General features: G+C 39.2%; 22 protein-coding genes. 3 read left to right on the top strand and 19 right to left on the bottom strand.

The window, feature by feature from the left end; all coding sequences use genetic code 11:
- The first annotated feature begins 97 nt into the window (after window positions 1–97).
- Window positions 98–1,267, top strand: coding sequence for a lactate 2-monooxygenase (locus tag PQ578_RS15980; RefSeq protein WP_273835412.1), 1,170 nt, complete (start codon window positions 98–100; stop codon window positions 1,265–1,267).
- 34 nt (window positions 1,268–1,301) lie between these two features.
- On the opposite strand, the gene PQ578_RS15985 is transcribed toward PQ578_RS15980, so the two are convergent.
- The 4 genes from PQ578_RS15985 to PQ578_RS16000 form a co-directional block, all read right to left on the bottom strand.
- Window positions 1,302–2,498, bottom strand: a complete 1,197-nt coding sequence (locus tag PQ578_RS15985) for an MFS transporter (protein WP_273835413.1) — start codon at window positions 2,496–2,498, stop codon at window positions 1,302–1,304.
- A 407-nt stretch (window positions 2,499–2,905) separates the two neighbouring features.
- Entirely contained in the window at window positions 2,906–3,301 is a 396-nt protein-coding gene (locus PQ578_RS15990) for a VOC family protein (protein ID WP_273835414.1), read from the bottom strand.
- A gap of 83 nt (window positions 3,302–3,384) precedes the next feature.
- The gene (locus PQ578_RS15995; protein WP_273835415.1) at window positions 3,385–5,604 is read right to left on the bottom strand and encodes a DEAD/DEAH box helicase; all 2,220 of its coding nucleotides are present in this window, start codon (window positions 5,602–5,604) and stop codon (window positions 3,385–3,387) included.
- 82 nt (window positions 5,605–5,686) lie between these two features.
- Entirely contained in the window at window positions 5,687–6,556 is an 870-nt protein-coding gene (locus PQ578_RS16000) for a LysR family transcriptional regulator (protein ID WP_273835417.1), read from the bottom strand.
- A 109-nt stretch (window positions 6,557–6,665) separates the two neighbouring features.
- Between PQ578_RS16000 and PQ578_RS16005 the strand changes: the two genes are divergently transcribed.
- Window positions 6,666–7,691 carry a YeiH family protein gene (locus PQ578_RS16005; RefSeq protein ID WP_273835419.1) on the top strand — a complete coding sequence of 342 codons (1,026 nt, stop codon included), beginning with the start codon at window positions 6,666–6,668 and terminating at the stop codon, window positions 7,689–7,691.
- Here the strand turns inward: PQ578_RS16005 and PQ578_RS16010 are convergent.
- The 14 genes from PQ578_RS16010 to PQ578_RS16075 form a co-directional block, all read right to left on the bottom strand.
- On the bottom strand, window positions 7,688–8,305 hold the full coding sequence (locus PQ578_RS16010; RefSeq protein ID WP_224880290.1) for a hypothetical protein: 618 nt from the start codon (window positions 8,303–8,305) through the stop codon (window positions 7,688–7,690). The two genes, PQ578_RS16005 and PQ578_RS16010, sit on opposite strands and share 4 nt — an antisense overlap.
- 223 nt (window positions 8,306–8,528) lie before the next feature.
- Window positions 8,529–9,998, bottom strand: coding sequence for a D-alanyl-D-alanine carboxypeptidase/D-alanyl-D-alanine endopeptidase (dacB, locus tag PQ578_RS16015; protein WP_273835420.1), 1,470 nt, complete (start codon window positions 9,996–9,998; stop codon window positions 8,529–8,531).
- Window positions 9,999–10,099: 101 nt separating this feature from the next.
- Window positions 10,100–10,246: a hypothetical protein gene (locus tag PQ578_RS16020; protein ID WP_160919521.1), complete on the bottom strand. Its 147-nt coding sequence runs from the start codon at window positions 10,244–10,246 to the stop codon at window positions 10,100–10,102.
- 171 nt (window positions 10,247–10,417) lie between these two features.
- The gene (locus tag PQ578_RS16025) at window positions 10,418–11,593 is read right to left on the bottom strand and encodes an acyl-CoA dehydrogenase family protein (RefSeq protein ID WP_273835421.1); all 1,176 of its coding nucleotides are present in this window, start codon (window positions 11,591–11,593) and stop codon (window positions 10,418–10,420) included.
- A gap of 96 nt (window positions 11,594–11,689) precedes the next feature.
- Window positions 11,690–12,445 (bottom strand): pirin family protein, encoded by a 756-nt coding sequence (locus PQ578_RS16030; RefSeq protein WP_420541570.1) that lies wholly within the window; start codon window positions 12,443–12,445, stop codon window positions 11,690–11,692.
- A 74-nt stretch (window positions 12,446–12,519) separates the two neighbouring features.
- Complete coding sequence (locus tag PQ578_RS16035) at window positions 12,520–13,065, bottom strand: hypothetical protein (RefSeq protein ID WP_273835423.1); 546 nt, start codon at window positions 13,063–13,065, stop codon at window positions 12,520–12,522.
- A gap of 81 nt (window positions 13,066–13,146) precedes the next feature.
- The gene (locus PQ578_RS16040) at window positions 13,147–13,974 is read right to left on the bottom strand and encodes an aldo/keto reductase (RefSeq protein ID WP_273835424.1); all 828 of its coding nucleotides are present in this window, start codon (window positions 13,972–13,974) and stop codon (window positions 13,147–13,149) included.
- 173 nt (window positions 13,975–14,147) lie between these two features.
- The gene (locus PQ578_RS16045; protein WP_255461985.1) at window positions 14,148–14,282 is read right to left on the bottom strand and encodes a hypothetical protein; all 135 of its coding nucleotides are present in this window, start codon (window positions 14,280–14,282) and stop codon (window positions 14,148–14,150) included.
- 91 nt (window positions 14,283–14,373) lie between these two features.
- Window positions 14,374–14,565, bottom strand: a complete 192-nt coding sequence (locus PQ578_RS16050; RefSeq protein ID WP_202407259.1) for a hypothetical protein — start codon at window positions 14,563–14,565, stop codon at window positions 14,374–14,376.
- Window positions 14,566–14,653: 88 nt separating this feature from the next.
- Entirely contained in the window at window positions 14,654–15,274 is a 621-nt protein-coding gene (locus PQ578_RS16055) for a methanogen output domain 1-containing protein (protein WP_273835425.1), read from the bottom strand.
- Window positions 15,275–15,350: 76 nt separating this feature from the next.
- Window positions 15,351–16,661, bottom strand: coding sequence for a lysine N(6)-hydroxylase/L-ornithine N(5)-oxygenase family protein (locus PQ578_RS16060; protein ID WP_273835426.1), 1,311 nt, complete (start codon window positions 16,659–16,661; stop codon window positions 15,351–15,353).
- A 115-nt stretch (window positions 16,662–16,776) separates the two neighbouring features.
- Entirely contained in the window at window positions 16,777–17,196 is a 420-nt protein-coding gene (locus PQ578_RS16065; RefSeq protein ID WP_273835427.1) for a DUF4395 domain-containing protein, read from the bottom strand.
- Between the two features lie 104 nt (window positions 17,197–17,300).
- The gene (locus PQ578_RS16070; RefSeq protein ID WP_273835428.1) at window positions 17,301–17,597 is read right to left on the bottom strand and encodes an antibiotic biosynthesis monooxygenase family protein; all 297 of its coding nucleotides are present in this window, start codon (window positions 17,595–17,597) and stop codon (window positions 17,301–17,303) included.
- 13 nt (window positions 17,598–17,610) lie between these two features.
- Window positions 17,611–18,678 (bottom strand): nitric oxide synthase oxygenase, encoded by a 1,068-nt coding sequence (locus PQ578_RS16075; protein WP_273835429.1) that lies wholly within the window; start codon window positions 18,676–18,678, stop codon window positions 17,611–17,613.
- A 246-nt stretch (window positions 18,679–18,924) separates the two neighbouring features.
- On the opposite strand from PQ578_RS16075, the gene PQ578_RS16080 reads away from it, so the two are divergent.
- Window positions 18,925–20,163, top strand: a complete 1,239-nt coding sequence (locus PQ578_RS16080) for a YeeE/YedE family protein (protein WP_273835529.1) — start codon at window positions 18,925–18,927, stop codon at window positions 20,161–20,163.
- Between the two features lie 90 nt (window positions 20,164–20,253).
- Here the strand turns inward: PQ578_RS16080 and PQ578_RS16085 are convergent, their stop codons facing one another.
- Window positions 20,254–20,460, bottom strand: coding sequence for a DUF6501 family protein (locus tag PQ578_RS16085; RefSeq protein WP_273835430.1), 207 nt, complete (start codon window positions 20,458–20,460; stop codon window positions 20,254–20,256).
- Window positions 20,461–20,581 lie beyond the last annotated feature (121 nt).

A 20,581-nucleotide genomic window follows, 5' to 3' on the forward strand; every position in this document is an offset into this window, starting at 1 on the left:
CTCTAATTATATTAAAATAAAGTTTCCATTTTAAAGAAGGAATTGGATAGAAAGCAAAGAAGATTCAATTAACTACATTCATAAAGGAGTCGTTCCAATGGCTAATATCGGCAATGAAATTCAGTTTGGTATTTATAAGCAGATGCATTCACCTGATCCAGAGCGTTTACCAACAAGATATGAAGATTGGGAAGCACGAGCACGGAAAATTCTTGACGATGGACCTTATCATTATGTAGCTGGAGGATCTGGTGCAGAAGATACGAAAAATGCGAACCGCGAAGCATTTAAGAGATGGAATATCGTCCCTCGCGTCTTTCGTCATGTTGAACACCGAAACTTAAAAGTAGGCCTGTACGGTCAGATGCTCCCTGCTCCATTGTTAGTTGCCCCAATTGGTGTGCAATCCATTATCCATCAAGAAGGCGAACTTGCTTCAGCCAAAGCCGCTGCTTCAATGGGAATCCCCTACATTGCAAGCTCTGCATCAAGTCATTCTATGGAAGAAATTGCTGAAATAATGGGAGACGCACCTAAGTGGTTTCAACTTTACTGGAGTCGAGATCCAGAGATCGCTAAAAGTTTTGTTCAACGAGCGGAACTCGCTGGATACTCAGCAATCGTCGTAACGCTTGACACTCCTATGATGGCATGGCGTGAATTGGATCTAGAGAATGTGTACTTGCCTTTTCTGATTGGAGAAGGAATTGGTAACTATTTAACGGATCCTGCTTTTCGCGCTGGACTCCATGTACCTCCTGAAGAAGATGCTATGGGGGCAATTATGCATTGGACTCATGTATTTGGAAATACCGGACTAACTTGGGAGGATTTAGCAGAGCTAAGAAAGTATACGTCTTTGCCCATCATTTTAAAAGGCATCCTTCATCCCGATGATGCCAAACTAGCTTTAAAATATGGAGCAGATGGGATTATTGTCTCAAACCATGGTGGGCGCCAGGTGGATGGTGCAATCTCAGCACTCGATGCTCTACCGGCTATTGTGGAAGCTGTAGAAAATCAAGTTCCTGTTTTAATGGATAGTGGAATTAGAAGAGGTGCTGATGTATTTAAAGCCATTGCACTTGGAGCCAAAGCCGTTCTCGTAGGACGACCATGTATGTACGGACTAGCTGTAGCTGGGCAAGCAGGCGTGAAGCATGTACTTTCTAACCTTCTTGCTGATTTTGATTTAACGATGGCGTTGTCAGGGTGTCGAGATCTAAATGAAGTGAACAAGGAGATGCTCATTCCGAGTAGTCGATAAGAAAGAAATGAGCTCGGGTTACGAGCTCATTTTCCTATTTCCATTGAACAGCTTCATGGTGTCTTTGTACCGCAGCACTTCTTTTTAAATAAATAACGTAAATCACCATTGAAATGATAACGGAAATACCTGCTGTTAAATAAATATCAGCATAGCCAAATGTGGATGCGATCAAACCGAAAAACATTGCCCCTAGGCCTACACCTAAATCAAAAAATGAGAAAAAGGTAGCATTCGCCATTCCTTTTCGGTGAAGCGGTGCTTCATTTACTGCCCATGCTTGAAGAGCTGGCTGCACAGACCCAAACCCAATCCCAAATAATACAGCTGCAAGAATAAGCATAAATTGATTCGCCAATAACGTAAGATCAATCATTGCCGCTAAAATTAAAAAGGCGCCTGGAAGAAAAATAGCTTTATGGCCCCTCCGATCATAGATTCGTCCTGCGAAAGCACGTACAAGCATAAGCGATACAGCAAACACGACAAAGTACCATTCAATTCCATCAATACCTAACTGTTCAGCATACAATGGTAGAAAGGTAGCGATTCCTCCAAAGACCATTGTAATGAAGAAAAGTAATATCGAAGGCATTAATGCTGTCTTCTCAAAGATGTCCCATTTCTTTTTTTCAATAGGTGTTTTGTTCGCAGGTTTATAACGAATAATCGAAGCGATGATGAATGAAAGCAAACCTGCAGAGGCTGCAATCAAAAACATTGTTTTAAAACCTGAAAGAGCGATTAGGAATAAACCAAGAGCTGGACCAAAAGCCATAGCTAAATTTCCTGCAAGGCCAAAATACCCCATTCCTTCTCCCCTTCGCTTTTGTGGAATTAAATCCGTTGCGATTGTGCCTACCGCCGTTGTCGACATACCCCATCCGAGTCCCTGGACTACCCTCATTAGGAATAACAGAACAAGACTGCCAGTGAACGCATAAGATCCAACCGATATGACAAAAACCAATAATCCAATTAAGAAAATGATTCTTCTTCCAAGTGATTCCAGTACGTGCCCGCTCCATGGTCGAATAAGTAAAGCGGATAAGGTAAAGATACCGACCACAAAACCAATTAGCTGATCACTGCCGCCAAGTTCATTCACAAACAAAGGTAGTGTAGGTAAGGTCATCTGGAATCCTGCAAAAATAAAAAAGTTTGCCATGCAAATAAAAATAAAATCACGCGTCCAGATCTTCTCTTTCTGAAGATCTTGCTTTTTGGCCATAATGATTCCTTCTTTCTATGACTTTTATTCTCTTCAATCTTACAGCATGATCACCCTTTTTAAGAGTTTCCTGCTCAGACAAGAAAAGCGAAGACAAGCGGTCAGAAACGAAGGGATTGGAACTCTTGAACCAAACACGCTTTTTGTGTTTTGTGAAAGAGTGAAATCCAGGCGTTTCTGCGAGTCATAGCTAGACAAGAAAAGCGAAGACAAGCGGTCAGAAACGAAGGGATTGGAACTCTTGAACCAAACACACTTTTTGTGTTTTGTGAAAGAGTGAAATCCAGGCGTTTCTGCGAGTCATAGCTAGACAAGAAAAGCGAAGACGAGCGGTTAGAAACGAAGGAATTGGAACTCTTGAACAGAAAAAAGCAGTGCCCTTTCACGGGGACACTGTCTTTTAGTATTTACTTGCTATATTTAGATGCAGGTTCATAAAATTCAAGCCATTCACCATCTGGTCCTGCGAAGAAAAGATACTTTGCTCCGTTAGGCAATGTGTTGATACCTTCATCAATAAACGTTACACCAAGATCATGAAGACGGGTGCGTTCTTGTTCAATATTTTTTACTGTAAAGGCGATATGGTGAACTTTACCTTCCGTAGGTAAATCTGAATCATAACCTTCAATTAACTCCACTAAAATTTCACCATTAAAACCAAGAAAAGCTAGTTTTTTATCGCCATCAGGATGATCAAATTCATCAAGTAGTTCGAGTCCAATCATTCCTTGATAAAACCCCTTCGATGCTTCAATGTTTCGCACTTGTACACCAATATGTTCAAGTTTTTGAATCGCCATAAGTCACCCGCTTTCATTCAATTCGTTCGTCTCTATAACTTTAACACAGTAACGCAAATGAAGAAAAGCAAATGCATTCTCTTTTAAGCGTCTGATGGGAGGATTTGATTTACGATCTCACCAGTAACAAGTGCTGATTCCAATCTTACTGAAACCGCAGGTGGAAGGACATTTTTCATTCCTTCAAATGGCACGCCAAGATAAAATATTTTTCGATCAATAGCTACAAAGGGAAAGGGAACATCATACGCCACATGAACCGCCAATGGAATCGCTTGAACGACCGTTTGAGAGAGGATGATTGTTTTGCCTGGTGAGGATTTCAACGTTTTTATCCACTCTTTTGTTAGCGATGTGCCGGTTGGAATAGAAATGATGATTTCGTTTGCTTTCTGAATATCATGAAATACGTCTTCAGTGTTTAAAGCATGACTCCATTTTAAATGAGCATGATGATGTGTAATCCACTTTCCTATTTGAGTAGGTCCAATTCTTTCGTTTTTCTGTAACTGGTGCTCCACTAATTGCCTGAGCGTTTTTGATGGAGCCATCCGCTTTTTGAAATAATCAACATTGCTAACATGTATGAATTTCCCTTTTGTACGGGTCATAGCTACGTTGATTAAACGCTCGCTATTATTTCCTGTAAGTAGCATTCCAGGACGGAATTCTGGATCACTATCTACTGTATCAAACACCATCATATCTCGTTCGCTTCCCTGAAATCGATGAACAGTTGCAGATAGAATATCTGCTTGGTCAGTCTGTGAAAGAAGATCCTCTATCAATAATCCCATGAGTTTCGATTGAGCACGGTAAGGTGTTACATAGCCAATCGAGGTCATTCCTGATTGCAATGATTCGTAAATTGCTTGAAAAGATAAAAAGAGTTGCCATACGTTCATCCGAGATTTTGACGAGTGGCCAGTGAAACAATAAGCACCTGTATGACTTGTATCAATGAGAGCGGAAGCCCTCCCTTTGAAAGGAAGTTTTTCAGTGATGACTTCTCTTAACGCTGCAGTATTGGGATAATCCTTAACAAGAGAATGATAAATCGTTTTGTTTGTAAAAGCGGAAATAACAGGGTGCATACGCCTCTGTTCATTTAAAAGAAACAATTGCGGATGAAGATTACCCGATTGAACTGTTTCAATAATGCCTGCACGATGGAAGACATCTTCTTTTAACCACTTCGAAACGAGCGGATGCCGGGATGATGCTATAGGGGGAAGCTGTTTAAAATCACCACATATCACAACCCGTTTTCCAAGCGAGGCAGCAAACGCTGCCTGGGGCACGTAAGCCATACTAGCTTCATCAATAATGACAACATCAACTCTTTTTCGGTAAATCGTTTCATCAATCGCTGCTTTTGTTAAAGTAGTTCCTATTATCGTAGCGTTTTTAACGAATTCCATTTCTTTACGCCGAATCTTTTCGAGAACATTCCCTAATTTAGACTCTAACTTTAGCAGCTGAGTTGAATCACGATTGCTAAAGGAATTTGATAAATCGTCTTTTAAATTCTTCCGTTCCTCCACTATACTCTCTTTCTCTTCAGCAAGATCTGGATGTTGTGCCCTCAGTAACTGATCTGTATATAGCGGCAAAATAGATGGAACGTCACGTTGCAGGCCATAGCGCATAATTTTACCTTCTTCAAACTTCTCCCTTTTTTCAGCAAAAAGAGCTATTTCTCTCATTAAAACATCAACAGCTTGATTACTATGCGATAAAATTAGAACGCTATTTCCTTTAAAAAAGTGGTTTGCGGCGGCTCTTGCCAGGTTATGCGTTTTACCAGTTCCTGGTGGCCCCCATACATAAGTTACTGGATTATATTTTGACCTAAGAATCAACTCGTGAAGATGGCTCTTAATTTTTTCTTCAGGGTGTTTAACCGTTTTAGGTGGATTCATTAATTTCCTAACCCGCGCTAACCTTCTTTTACTTTTCTTTATTTCTTCCAGGCGTTCGTGCAGCTCATCAAGCAATTCCCACGGATCATGGTAAAGATCGGCTTCTCTAATTTGATCGCCAAAATCACCCTCAAGGGAGAGAATGACATTTTTCCCTTCTGAAGATAACATTCTTCCATCGCGTTTTATATGTTTCATTTCAATTCGAATTTTTGATCCAGATGGAATCTGAATAAGCGAACGTGCATCAAAATAGTATCGAAAATCATCCCCTGATAATAATCGACCGTTAACAATTTTTATTGGCCTACTTCCAAACTTTTTTAAATGGGCTATTTCCGCACGAAGCGCTAATTGCCATTCTTCTATCATTTCTTTCATTATCTATCGCTTCCTTTTAACCATTCGTTCTTTCACAATTTCTATACTATATCATGCTCACCAATAACTCTCTACTGAACGCTTATGTTTTATGATGAGAATGGACGTGATCGAGAAAGACTTCAAGAACTTTCGTTTGAAAGGGAGAGCGCATTAATATAGAAAACGTTCGCGTGTATCTAAAATTGGGCAATTCAAGAATCTTTAATGTTCCGATTTTCAATTCTTTTCGAATCGTCCATTTTGAAAGGATACCTATGCCAATTCCAGCTTCGACGGACTCTTTAATGAGTTGCGTACTTCCAAATGCCATTTTTTGAGAAGGTACAATCGATAGAAGCTCCCACATTTTTTCAGTCGCTTCTCTCGTTCCAGAACCTTCTTCACGGACAATCCACATTTCATTTTCAAGTGTGCTCCCATGATCGACATTCTTATGTGAAGGGGCTGCTACTATGACCATTTCATCCTGTGTGAAACTATCTACTTTCATGTCTCTTGCTGGATAGTCTCCCTCAATAATACCAACATCTAGCTGATGGGAATAAACAAGATCTCCAATTTCTCTTGAATTTCCAATGGTGACAGCTGGTGTAATTAAAGGATACTTTTTTCGTATTGAAGCAATAACATGTGGCAAAACATATTCACCATAAGTGTAACTTGCACCGATTGTCAGTTTACCACTTGCTCTGTTCGTCAAGTCATCCAATAAATAGTTCATTTTTGAATATAAATTTAATAACTCTATTGCATGATGATAAACAATTTCACCAGCTTTGTTCATTTCTACCGATCGGTTGTTTCTCTCTAGTAACTTAGTACCAAGGCTCTCTTCTAAGCTTTTAATATATTGACTAACGGCAGGCTGTGTCATGTGTAGTTCTTCAGCTGCTCTGGAGAAATTTCGCTTATCGACGACTGTAACAAACACTTTTAATTGCTGATCCACTTCTTCACCTCTTATTATAAGTTAATACTTATTATAACCATTCAATATAATTATTTCACTTATAATACTTCGTAAAGTAAACTATAGAAGGAGAAACGGAGGAAAGAATATGATCAACACGTTAAGACATCAGCAAACACTACCGGACCCCATACGCTGGATTCTTGGCATTGCCTTTACGTTTTTTATTGCGTTATTAGGTTATTTTCTAGCCATGGTCCCAGGGTTTAAGCTTACTGGACAACTAGCCTCGGCGATTTTAATTGCGATCGCATACCGACAAGTGGCTGGCTATCCGGAGTGGCTTAGAAAAGGCATCACATTTTCATCAAAAAAACTACTTAGGTTTGCGATCATTTTATATGGAATTAAATTGAATGTAAGTATGATTCTTCAAGATGGACTACCTATTCTATTACTAGGTGCAGTTGTTATTGCATTTGCTCTATTATCATCTGTTTGGCTTTCTAAAGTAATGAATGCTAATAAGTCTATTACGCTGCTTCTTGGCGCAGGTACAGGGATTTGCGGAGCTGCTGCAATTGCAGCTGTTGCACCGATCGTTGAAGCGAAAGAAGAAGATACAGCAATCGGCGTTGGTATTATTGCTTTGTTTGGAACGATTTTTTCCATTGGGTATACGATTCTTCGCCCATTCCTACCACTAACATCAAGTGAATATGGAGTATGGTCTGGAATTTCTCTCCATGAAGTCGCTCACGTTGCTCTAGCTGCAGCACCAGGGGGAGAAACTGCATTAGCAATGGGCTTACTTGCCAAGCTTGGAAGGGTTTTTCTCCTTGTCCCAGTATGTTTTTTGTTCATGTATCTTATGAAACGCAAAAACAAGGGTACGCAACAAAAAGTAGCATTTCCTTGGTTTTTAGTTGGCTTTGTGATCATGAGTCTAGCTGGAACATTCCTTCTCGGGCCCATTATCCCCTTCTCTGATTCAGCCATGAATGTTGTGACAGAGATTACAACGTGGTGTTTAACCGCTGCTATGGTAGGGCTCGGATTAAGCGTTAGTTTAAAAGATTTAAAAAATAAAGCCCTGAAGCCAATGGCGATTATCACAATTGTATCCATCACGCTCTCTCTTGTAACTTTCTTTATCGTTAAATGGTTTTACTAGGCTTCTGAATGGTCATCCTCTTTGGATGACCATTTTTTTCGTAAATAATCCACGTAGCGAAAAGCGGTTCGAACGATTAAAGCATGAAGAAGAATGCCAACAATCGTTAGGAGAATGATCACCATTTTACCAATAAAAGAGGTTGGTTCAACGGAAAATCGTCCAACAAATATAATTGAACCTAATGACCATATCGCAGCATCCTGAAAAGAATCGACAACTGGCTCATAGAAATAAAACGGGAATGTTGAAACAATTACAAAGGCAAAACTTGTGTAAAACCATGTTTGAGGTGACATTCCCATGGCTTTCCCTAGAATGGGGTTACTAAATCGTTTTGCAATTGTTTTAATCCGCCATAATCGATAAAGTCTGGCAAGCTTTGCTCCTTGAAAAATGGAGTCAAGAGGGATCAGTGCAACCAAATCAAAAGGATGACGTTTAATGTAGTCCCATCGGCTTTTTGATAAATATAGAAACACAATATAATCAATAAAGAAGACAATCCATGTACCAATCAAGATCTCCTGTTGTATGGGAGACTTATACCAGATTGTTGATACAGATAAAATCACACATATAAATAAAAGATACTGATAGAGACGTTTAAGCATGACATCCCCCTTTCTATCATCGGTATTACACCGTTAGCACTTCTTTTTATTTAGGCTGCATGTCTCTTTCTATGTATATCTGAAATAATCGCAATTCGCTCAAGACTTTGTCTCTCTTTATTCAAATCTAATCCATACCTATTATAACAGTCATCATGTAAACTGACGTAAAATCATATGTTTCTCATAATCTACATTAAAAAAGGCTGCAATTGCAGCCATATTACAATACGTCACCCGCTAAGATAAGCATAATTTCATCTTCAATTTTCTCCATTTCTTCTTCATCAAGAAAGTTATTTATAATAACTGAAAAAACAAGAGGTTTTTGCCTTTTAATATAACCGGACAATGAGGTAACCCCTATTAGTGAACCAGTTTTCGCGAAGATTACGTTTTCAGCAGAAGTTTTTCTTAACCGCTCACGTAGTGTACCCCCTACGAACCGCTCTTGAGCTCCTGCTACTGGGAGCGAATCAAAGAACGATGAAAACCATTTCTTGCTTTGTAATGTATATAAAAGCTTCGAAAGTTCGTTTGGTTGAATAAGGTTCATTTGCGAGATGCCGGATCCGTCTCGTAAACACATGTTATTAGGATTTAATCCTTCACTTCTCAAAAAAGTCTTAACGACTTCTAAACCTGCTTCAAAGCTTCCTTTTCCCAAGTGAACCCTCCCCATTTCTTTTAAAAGTACTTCGGCGTGTCCATTATTACTTAGTTTCATGAACGGTATGAGTAATTCTGAAAGCGGCATTGATTTCTTGGATAGAAGCGTCTGTGCATGGCTAGGTGTAGACGCAATCTCATTGTTTCCAGATAGAGCGATATGATGTGTTAGCAGCGAATCGGAAAAAAGGTCCAGAGCATAAGCTCCAGGATTCCAAACGGCGACCCAATTCGTTTCCGGATCACCAAACTGTGAAATAGTACCTGAAATAGTGATCGTGTTTGACCCATGATCCCGTTTAATAACAAGTTCCCCTTCTTTTTCAGAAGATACGGTCGTTGCCAAATTCACAATGTTAACATAATTAGTTTTAGGATGAAGCACGACTTCTGGTGCGCTCCCGATTTCCCCTCCCGAAACAGTCACCATAATAGTACCTGCATCGTAATCGGTATTTGGAGAAACGGTAAGCGCTGAAATTTGCGCTCCATAATATTCGTGCTCATCGCTCCAAATCATATCTTCAGAAAGATGCTGATCATCAAACCACGATTCATCTGCTACTACATTTCCTTCGATCCGTTTCACACCAATTGATTTAAGCTGACTAACAAATTGATCAAAGTCTTCTCTTAGAAGGGTAGGGTCTCCCTTTCCTCTTAAATAAAGATTGCCGATTAAAGTTCCGTCGTGTATTTCGCCATCTGTACAAACCTCAGTTGTAAAACGGTAATCAGAGCCAAGCATTTCGAGAGCAGCAGCTCCAGTTATGAGCTTCATATTTGAAGCAGGAGTTAGTCTGGTATCTCCATTATGATTAAAAAGTAAATTCCCAGTTTTTGCAGACCGAACGCTGACCCCAGCAATTGCTCCTTTGAGTCGATGATCGCTTAATATTCTATGTAAAGATGATGACCATTTTCCTTTTTGATGTAACGTGCCTTTCCCTTGTTTACAGCCCATACTTAAGATAAGAATACTAGATAACATCGTTCCATAACCGATCGTTTTTTTTGATAACATAAGACCTACATCCTTTCCAATTAAAATAGAGCCGAAGCGATTATTCTTTCGCGCGGCTCTAAGCTATAATGCATTTATGAAGAGACTATCATGAAAGGAAATCATTTATTCTCCTTCAACTCCTGTTCTTTTTGGCTATTCCTATTATAGATACCTTGTTCTTTTAATGCTTGCTCCTTACGCTCCATTTCCCATGGATAAGTTAACAACAAGCTTCCACTTAAAGAAACGGTTCGACGTTCTCTCACTTTTCTCCCCTCCTTTCGTTTCTTAGTGATCTATTTCGCTATTCGAATAGTTTTTTCCTTTTTTTCTGACTAATTTAAATCTAATGAACTAGATTGCTGGCATATTGAAAGATGAGGTAGTAAAAAACGTCTAATTGGAGGGTTTCATTTTTTCTCAAAAAAAATCTCCCCTTAGGAAGATTCATAATGACTGATTGCATTCTCCGCAAGCATTGATATAACAGCATCATCCATAGGTGGATTGTGTAAACCCGCTCTTACGTCGCGATAATGTCGCTGCATTGGATTGTCTTTAAAAAGCGCTCTAGCTCCAACAATTCTCATTGCCTGATCTACCACATTAGCTGCACTATTTGTCGCAACATGTTTAACAGCAGCTAGTTCAGGTCCCATTTCTGACCTTTTATCAGGTTCAGAAACCCACCTTAAAGCAACAGAATACATCATTTCTCGTGCTCGCATCAATTCTAGTTCCATTTCGCCGATTTTCCGCTGCACTTCGGGTACCTCTTTAATGGGACCGGGTAGACTATTCGGAGAATACGTAGATGCAAAAGCAATTGCTTCATTTCGAGCAGCTATTGCAACTCCTAAATAACATGCAGGAATGTGAAGAAGCCACGCTTTTGGTAACTTACTCTTAGGGGATTCAGGACCTTCCACTAAAGCATCCTTCGGTAGGACAACATCGTTTAGTACCAGATCATCACTTCGTGTCCCTCTCATCGAGATCGTATCCCATTTTTCTTCAATCTTGACACCTGAAAGGTTCATATCAATAAGGAAAAAACCTTTTTCACCTGTACCTCCAATTTGAGCGGAAACAAGCGCGTATTGGAGTCCGGGTGCCATTGAAGTAAATGACTTTCGTCCGTTAACAATCCATTGTCCATCTTTTTCTGTTGCCTTCGTTTGTGGCATTCCACCACGGGTCGGACTTCCTGTCGCAGGCTCTGAAGCGGCACGATTAAACAAAGCATTTTCTTTCATAATAAGACGACTAAGTCGTTCATAAACGTCATCTGTCCACGTTTGCTCGTCTCTCATTTCGAGCATAAGCCCAAGGTGCCAACCAATTGAGAGCGCGGTAGCAGCATCTCCTGTTGCAATACGCTCTTGAAGCATAACAAATTCATATAAATCAATTGCTTTTCCACCAAACTTTGCTGGAACAGTTAAGGCAACATATCCGGAGTTCTTTAATTCTTCGAAATTTTCAAAAGGAAAACGACCTTCCTTGTCGATTTCATCGGCCCTCTCAGAAAACGAATCTGCGAGCGTATTCGCCATCTTCAGTAATTTCTTCTGCCGATCATTTTTCATATAAGAATGATATAAGTGATTCATTATAAGATTCCAGCCCTTCCAATTGATGTATACTATCTATCGTACACTACAAGAGGAATTAATCTCCAGTAAATCGATCGGGAAAAGCATATAGGATTATTTTCGAAGCAATTGATAACTGACTGATGTCGGAACCTCGATTATTAAAAGTCGCGTCTTTTCTTTAGCTTGAAAGATCATTTCAGCACTTTCTGCACCATCAATAACAAAAAAATCTTTCGCTTCATAAACATGCTCATTTAGTTCACCAACACCATCTAAAACAAGAACACTTAGCGAGCGTCCTTTAGTTAAGGATTGTTGAAACATGATTTCGTCCTCAATCAAAACATCCCACATAAGTGCATCTGTTTCGAATGAAACAGGGGAATCATCTCCTAGAATTTCTTTTATTTTTACTCCATCCTTAAAGATTGTTTGAAACTCTTCGTGTTCAAACTGTTGGTAAGTTGGTTTGCGTCGCAGCGCTTCTCTTAAATGAGGCTCAAACCAAATTTGAAAGCCTTGCATATCTGGACCAACGAAACCTTCCTCATGAGAAACACCCGATCCTGTCTGCATCACTTGAAGGCCACCAGCTCCCACAACACTTCTAGTTCCTAGTGAGTCTCCGTGCTCTGCTTTTCCACTGATCACATACGTAATGATTTCAAATCCTTGATGTGGATGGAGAGGGATATACCCTTCGTGCTCTGCTTTAGCCCATGCCCAATAAAACAAAGGACCAACTCGTTTTACCTCTGAACCTTCTCCTGGAAAGCCAATTGGCTTTTGTTCTGTGATTTTACCACCATCAAATTCTCCTACGCCCTGCTGATTTACACGAAAACGTTGTATACGCAATTGACTCATCTCTCCTTTTAATTATCTCGAATTCGAGATAATTTTATCTCCTTTCCGTAACATTGTCAAATTTAATGAAAATGCTACCTCATCCATTTATACAAGATATCCTTATAGTAAAATTCAGGGGAAATCACAAGCGTCATTTCTTTTGCATCTCGATCGACAGGATAAATGAGCACAAGCCGAAATGAACCTTTGCTTTTCATCATGAATTTGTTCCAACCGTCTTGTTCAATGATTACAAAGTCGGCAGGTTCTACTTGCGAACCATTTACTTTTAGCTTTGAATAATAAGGCTTGAAATCGAGGCCAGCTTCTTGATCATTTTTCGCATAAAGTTCAAATCCAATGTACTCTTGTGTATTATCTAATTCTTTTAACATGGCTTCTTCAGGCAATTCATCCAACACATTAACTTCTAATCGAAAAAGCTCCTCCCCATCCATATCTTCTTCGACATATGGTTCACCAAGTTCATAGTACTCACGATCTGCCTGAGTCTTCGCGATAGGTGGTACAGAATTCACCGCTTCTGTACTCGATTCTCGAATCATGGTATACCACACACCTGAGAAAAAAGTAACGATCAATACTGATAGTACAAATCCATACAGCCATTTCCTCATTTTCTTCTCTCCCTTCACATTACAGACGTAACAAAAAAGGAATGGTTGCATACAAAAAGCCGGCACATGGCCGGCTTCGTCTTAAAAATCGAAGTTGTCAGGATCAGGACCCATTCGTTCATTCTGATTTAACTCATCAAGCGCGCGAATGTTATCTTGTGTTAATTCAAAATCAAAAACATCAAAGTTTTGTTTAATACGCTCGGGATTTGACGACTTAGGAATTGTCACTACTTCATGTTCAAGATCCCAGCGAATGATTACTTGAGCAGTAGATTTACCGTGCTGCTCTGCAATTTCTTTCACAACTTTATGATCTAATAGTTTTCCCTGAGCAAGTGGTGACCATGCTTCTAGTTGAATAGAATGCTGTTTACAATACTCACGAAGCTCTTTTTGATTTAGAAGTGGATGGAATTCTACCTGGTTTACCATCGGTTTAATTTCTGCATCTTTCATTAAATCTTCAAGATGATTCGGATGGAAATTGCTTACACCAATGGCACGAATTCGACCATCTTTGTAGAGCTTCTCCATCGCTTTCCACGTCTCTTTATATTTGCCCTCTACAGGCCAATGAATTAAATAAAGGTCTAACGTATCAATCCCAAGCTTTGAAACCGTGTCTTCAAATGCTTGAAGGGTGGAATCATAGCCCTGATCATCATTCCATACTTTTGATGTAATGAAAAGTTCTTCACGTGGTGTACTGCTTTCTTTAATAGCAGCACCAACACCTTCTTCATTTTTGTATGCAGCAGCAGTATCGATCGCTTTATATCCTGCAACAATTGCGGCATTGACTGCTGTTTTTACTTCATCGTTATTCTCCATTTTCCAAACACCAAGACCAAGCGTTGGCATTTCTACGTCGTTATGCAATGTTGTAGTTGTCCATTGTTTAACCATTTGAAATCTCCTCCATTATTCTTATACTCACAAGAGGACATTTCCCATTCTTATCATAATCTAATCATTTTTTTACAGTTTTAAATCTCGGAGGATTCGTTTGAAGATTCATTATATCTTTTCATTCAAGTGAAAAAACAATAATCAATAAAAAAAACCATCCAAAAGGATGGCTAGAATTTAGTCGGTTTCTGTTTTAATCTAGATTTTTTATTCGAGTGTGCAATAGGAGAAGTTTGTACTTTTTCTCTCTCTGCTTTCGCATCCTGTTCGAATGCCTGCATGCCTTTTCCAAACAAAAGACTCATGATTTATCCCTCCTTATGTGTAACGTTAAGTCCACCATTTCCGATTTTATTTCTACTAAAACTTCATTCTTCAAATTTCTTCAAAAAAATTTCATTGTTGTGAAAGTACGTTTGCCGTTTCACTACAATGAGATTGAACAGCTGTTAATCCATCTAATGATTGCTGTATTCGATCTCGATTTTGATCCTTCTCTACTGTTGATAACGCTTGTTGTAAACAACGACTCGCTTCTTCTAGAGCTTGACAACTCTCCTGAACATATCCTCTAGCGTTTTTCTCCATATTTATCACCCCTTTGTCATTAGTTTCTGATTAATTCCGAATTTCATACAAAAAAAACCAGCCCTTCACTGCTAGGCTGGTTTTAGTTCTAACGATTGTCAACTTGATTTTTAAGTTCTTCTAATTCTTGAAGCAATTTCATTACCATATCGTCACTCCGTTTTAACTCTTGATTTAAGAGTGTGATGGTATCTTCCTCCCACGTAAAAGGATCACCATTCTCGGGCGTAATCGGAAGGTTTTCATAACGGTCTCCCGTTTCAATTCCGGGTTCAAACGCTATCATTACTTCACAACCTGGGTCACCGAGTGCAATTCTTTTCCGGAGATTTACTTCACCATACTTAAAATGCCTTGCTGCGATTCCCCCAAACACACTTGATGTCATGGTACAAAGATGTGGTGCGTTCATTACTTGATCTCCAAATGGACAGCGATTCGCTTTCACAATCACATAGGTAGGAGTAACTTCTGATATATAGAACTCTCCTCCAATGGAATTCTTTATATCAACGATCACCCTGGCATAGTCATCAGGCGTCCATTCAAGAAGACGATAGTGAGACTCTAGCCACTCTCCCGTTCTAATTCCAAGCTGTTTGATGTATTCTTCTGCAGCAGCTCCAATTGCTCTATGATGAATGCTCGCGTACTGAGTAAGCAACTTTGCAAGAAAATTGTTGGATGTTAGTGATTGGGATTGATTCATGGGACCATCACACTCATCACCGTTCCTTTCTATTTTCTTTTATCATAAAATGTTTAGCTATAAATAGAAAGTTTAACTACTCTTTTACTTCAAATTGTTGAAAGATATTTCCTTCAAGGATCGGGTAAAACTCTTTTCCTAAAAGCTCATTAATAATAATTTTATTTCGATTAACGGCAAGCCCTAAATTTGTTGATCCTACTCCATGCGTATGTTGCATGCCGCTGTGTACAAAGATATTCGCATTCGCTTCTTTCTTTAATCGAAGACGGTAATCCTTTGTTACATGGTAGCGTCCCTTTTCATCCCACTCAATTAAATGCTTAAGGTCTTCAAGGCAGTGAGGAATTAATGGACGATAGCCAGTGCCCGCCACAACAACTTCACTTTCAATAAGAAACTTTTTATCCTTTTGCCATTGAAGACATTCTAATTCATAACCAGTACCGTCTTCTTTTTCTTTAATCCCGTTTACTTCGATTAACGGCATTAATGTGACATCCATCTTTTCGCCACCTACAGATTGTTCATATAACAGGTTATATATGTCAGTAATAGTATGAGGACTAATTCCTTTGTAGAGAAGCTGTTGACCACTAAAAATGTCATCTTTTTGAGCCTGAGGTAGGTCATAGAAATAATCGACATACTCGGGTGAAAAATGCTCAAGGCTTAATCTGGTTTCCTCCATTGGGAAAAAACCCTGTGAGCGTGTTATCCAATTGAGTGAATACCCATGCTCTTTTCGGTCTTTCAAAAGTTCCCTGAAAATTTCTGCAGAACTCTGACCTGACCCAATAACAGTGATACTTTTTGCCTTAGAACAGCGATCAGTATGCTGAAGGAATGTTGATGAATGAAATACATCTTCTTCTTTCATCCCCTGAAGCGATGAAGGTAAAGAAGGAACGGTCCCAACACCAAGTATCATATTTTTAGCAAAGTACGTATTCACTTCTCCTGTTTCAAGGTTTTTAACAACCACTTCATAATGTTCAACAGGATCTCCTACAGGTGCAATGCTCGTTACTTTTGTACCAAATCGGCAGCTTTCCAACTGACCTGCTGCCCATTGGCAATAGTGGTTATATTCATTTCGAGGCATTTCAAGTCGCTGCAAGAAATAGAAGTTATATAAGCGGTTCTGATGTTTCAAATAATTTAAATAACTATATGGATTTGTTGGGTCCGCCATTGTGACCAAATCCGCCATGAAAGGTACCTGTAATCTGGTTCCTTCAATTAACATACCTGGATGCCAATCAAATTCAAGTTTCTGATCGAAAAATAGGGCATCCACTTCATTTATTGGATCCAACAATGCAGCTAATCCTAAATTAAATGGTCCAATTCCTACACCGATTAAGTCATAAATATTCTCTCTCATCCAAACCTATCCTTTCTAATCTTCATCTTCTCTCTTTCTTTCTTTCCTTCTTAAGTATATCAGAAATTAACTTTTCAGGTTTTTCAGTCAAAAAAAAGACAGCCAAAGCTGCCTTTTAAGAGTGCTGTGACCGTCTATATTGATACTGCTTCCATTGAAAACGAACAAAACAACCGATACAGAAGCCTAGAATAGCGATAAACGAAGCTAAAGCTACTAGGACTGCAGCCGTGATTGCTAACCATTCAATGGAAAACATGTGAGCTATAAAAGAAATTGTAAGAAGCGATACTGCTATTTTTTGATTGAAATTTTGTTGCTCGGCATCTTCAGGAATATATTGATTAAGTGGTTTCTTTAAGAATTGTTTTCCCAGTTTCAGCACTGGATTAAAATGAAGTAACAAACCCATCAATCCAGCAATGAGTGGGATCAGGAGGAAAAGCCAATGTGAAAAGAATACAAAACCTGTAGCAAATATAAAAATAAACGATTGATTTAATCGAACTAGTGGCCTGGGGATAGATGAAGGCATTCTAAAACCAACCTTTCTTATAGGAATATAACTATATCCTAGCATACCCTTTTCTAAATAGCTTGTATAGTTTTTTGCATATAAAAACCCACAAAAATGTGGGTTTAAAGATCTGAGTCAATGGGTGCAAGATGCTCCATTTCTACGTTTTCAAGAAATGGATCCACTAAAGACGTAAATTTTTCAAATCGAACGGATGACATGAAGCCTTCCGTATGTGAGGTAAGTGTTTCCCATTCAATGAAAATGACGTATTTACGTTCTGTTTCAATTGATTTCAACAAGCGATAATTCATGTATCGATCGGTTTCTGCAATGTAACGTACAGCTTCTTTAAATGTCGCTTCAAATTTTGATTCAAGACCTTCATGAATGGTGAAATAAGCTTTTTCAATAACCAAGTTTCTCCCTCGCTTAATAAGGTTTTGATTGATAAAAATAGTTCGGTGTTACAATTTTGTTTTTGTAAGGTTTATGGAAGATATGAGTCGTAGCTGGCGACACAGGTGGAATTAGCCAAGTCCAATTTCCAGTAACTTCTCGCTCGGCCTTCTCTTCATTTTGCTCAAATTTTTGAAATTGTTTTGCAGCTGTATGATGATCGACAATACTTACCCCTTTATTTTGATAGGAATAAAGGACAGCCCTATTTAGTTCAACTAATGCGCGATCTTTCCATAGCGTTGCATTTGAACTTGTATCAAGGTCTAAGAGTTTAGCTACATCCGGCAAAAGATTGTACCGGTCAGTATCAGCTAAATTTCTTGCCCCTATTTCTGTGCCCATATACCAGCCATTAAATGGCGCGGCATCGTAACTAATACCTCCAATTTCTAATCGCATATCTGAAATGATGGGCACGCCATACCATTGTGCATGTAATGGCGTGAAATCGTAGTCCGGGTGTTGAATCACGACTTGAAGTACGTCTTCATTCGGAATTTCAACGAAACTTGGTAAAGCTCCATCTATTGAGAAAACTAGCGGAAGTATATCATATTGTGTTCCTTTTCCTTCCCATCCAAGTTTCATGACTTCCTTAGTAAAAGCGACCGAATCAGGATCCCCAATGGTACCTTTATCGGTTTCATAACCTGCATAGCGAATAAGCTGATGGTTCCAAATCCGAACTTTACCGGGCTGAAAAATAGTAATCGTTGGCTTTATTTTGCCTCCGTTTGTTGCTGTTCGAATGTGGTGCAGAAGTGCACCCGCTACTTCTTTAGGTTTTGAAGCATACCGCGCATCTAACACAGTCATCGTATTCCAGAACAGGCGACCAATACACTTATTGCTGTTTCTCCAGGCCATTTTTGCTCCTTGAGAAAGTTCGTCATATGTATGTGTATAGGCACCTGTTGCTTTAACTTCATGCATAATTTCCTTTTTACGATCTTCTATGCGTGACGGATCGATCGTTAGTTCAGCATAAGCTTGATGAATAAAATCAAATGCTTTTTCAATTAATTGCTCATTACCCATTGTCTCAACCTCCAATAGCCTGAGACGGTTTTAAAACCTAATCTTAAGCTCCTGATGAATAAATTAACCTCTATTGATACATGTGTCATTATAGCACAATCTCCAAGTAGAGAAAGAATATGTCCATTTCATCGATAGAGGTAAAAAGATTTGGTATGTAATTGTTTACAGATATAAAAAATTCATGTAGGATATACAAATCAATTCATACTAAATACATCGGAATGAGGTGCATTATACATGGCAATGGAACAACCTGTTCACTCTTCAAAAACAAATTTACAGTTACCTTTCTTAAAAGCTCCTCAAAAGCCCGTTTTAACAGGGGGCTTTTTAGTCATTGGTCTACTCGCATTAATATTATTGGTCGATCAAGGAATTCAGCAATTTGTCTTATTTGGTTTAGGATTACTACTTGGTTATTGTTTATTACATGCAAGATTTGGTTTCACTTCTGCTTTCAGACAATTATTAAGTGTAGGAAATGGAACAGCCATTCAGTCGCATATGCTGATGCTTGCGGTAGCTAGCACGCTGTTTGCGCCGATTCTCTCTAACGGCTTTGGATTATTTGGAACAACTCCAACGGGATATGTATTTCCTGTAGGAACAAGCGTAGTAGTTGGTTCATTCTTATTTGGAATTGGGATGCAGCTAGGCGGCGGATGCGCTTCAGGTACGCTCTATACAGTAGGGTGGGGAAAAACTGAAATGCTACTTACTCTTTTCGGTTTTATCGTCGGATCTGTCATCGGTGCATGGCACTTTGATTTCTGGGTAAATCAAATGCCTTCTTTTCAAGCGATCTCCTTAGCTGAAGATACTGGATTAGGATACTTTGGTGCCTGGATTGTGCAACTTGCATTGTTTGGGATTATTTTTTTCGCTGTAAAATTCATCGCTAACAAACGACAGCCACCAAAAATGAAGCCTCTTCCTACAACATCAGGATGGAAGCGAATTTTTCGTGGCTCATGGCCGATTTGGATTGCAGCAATTGCATTAGCAGTTTTAAATGCCCTCACATTGATATCGCGCGGAAATCCATGGGGAATTACATCCGCTTTTGCTTTATGGGGATCAAAAATCGCTTTGTTTCTTGGAATTGATGTAACACAATGGGGATATTGGTCAGGCGCAAAAGGTGAAGCACTCCAGCAATCGATTCTTACTGATTCAACAAGCGTCATGAACTTTGGTGTTATTCTTGGTGCATTTGTGGCAGCTGGCGCTGGCGGCGCCTTTATCATGAGAAAAGTGCCATTTAAGTTAGCAGCCGCATCGATCATTGGAGGACTGCTTATGGGATACGGTGCTAGACTAGCCTTTGGATGTAATATAGGTGCCTATTTTGGCGGAATTGCTTCCTTTAGTCTCCACGGCTGGGTTTGGATGGTCGTCGCTCTGGCTGGATCCTATCTTGCTCTTTATTTAAGACCGATTTTCGGATTGAAGAACCCTAGCAAAAATGATCAATTTTGTTAAAGTACGTAAGGGATATTGGATATAATCCAATGTCCCTTTTTGCGCTAACAAAATAAAAAACCAGATCAATTTTGATCTGGTTTCATACACTCATTCTACTTCTTCAAAATACTCTTTATAAAACCCACCGATTTTACCACTATTGTCTAAAACGAATAAAAATTCTTCTGTTTCATTTTTCACTTCATAAGTGTGGCCTTCAGTTAAAACACGGTTAACCATGTACTTCTTTGCATCAGTATGTATGCACTTCACCTTTTTAATCGTCGATGTCTCTTTCCATGTTTGATGAATCAAATCTTTCACCCCTTTCAACTTTCTTTCTATTTTACATGACAGGAGCGATAAGATAAAGGATCCACCTTCTCCTTTCAAAAATGTAGAAAAAGAACCTGAATCAGTAGATTCAGGTTCTTTC

The organism is Guptibacillus sedimenti (assembly GCF_028610665.1).
In the GTDB taxonomy this organism is placed as follows: domain Bacteria; phylum Bacillota; class Bacilli; order Bacillales; family Guptibacillaceae; genus Guptibacillus; species Guptibacillus sedimenti.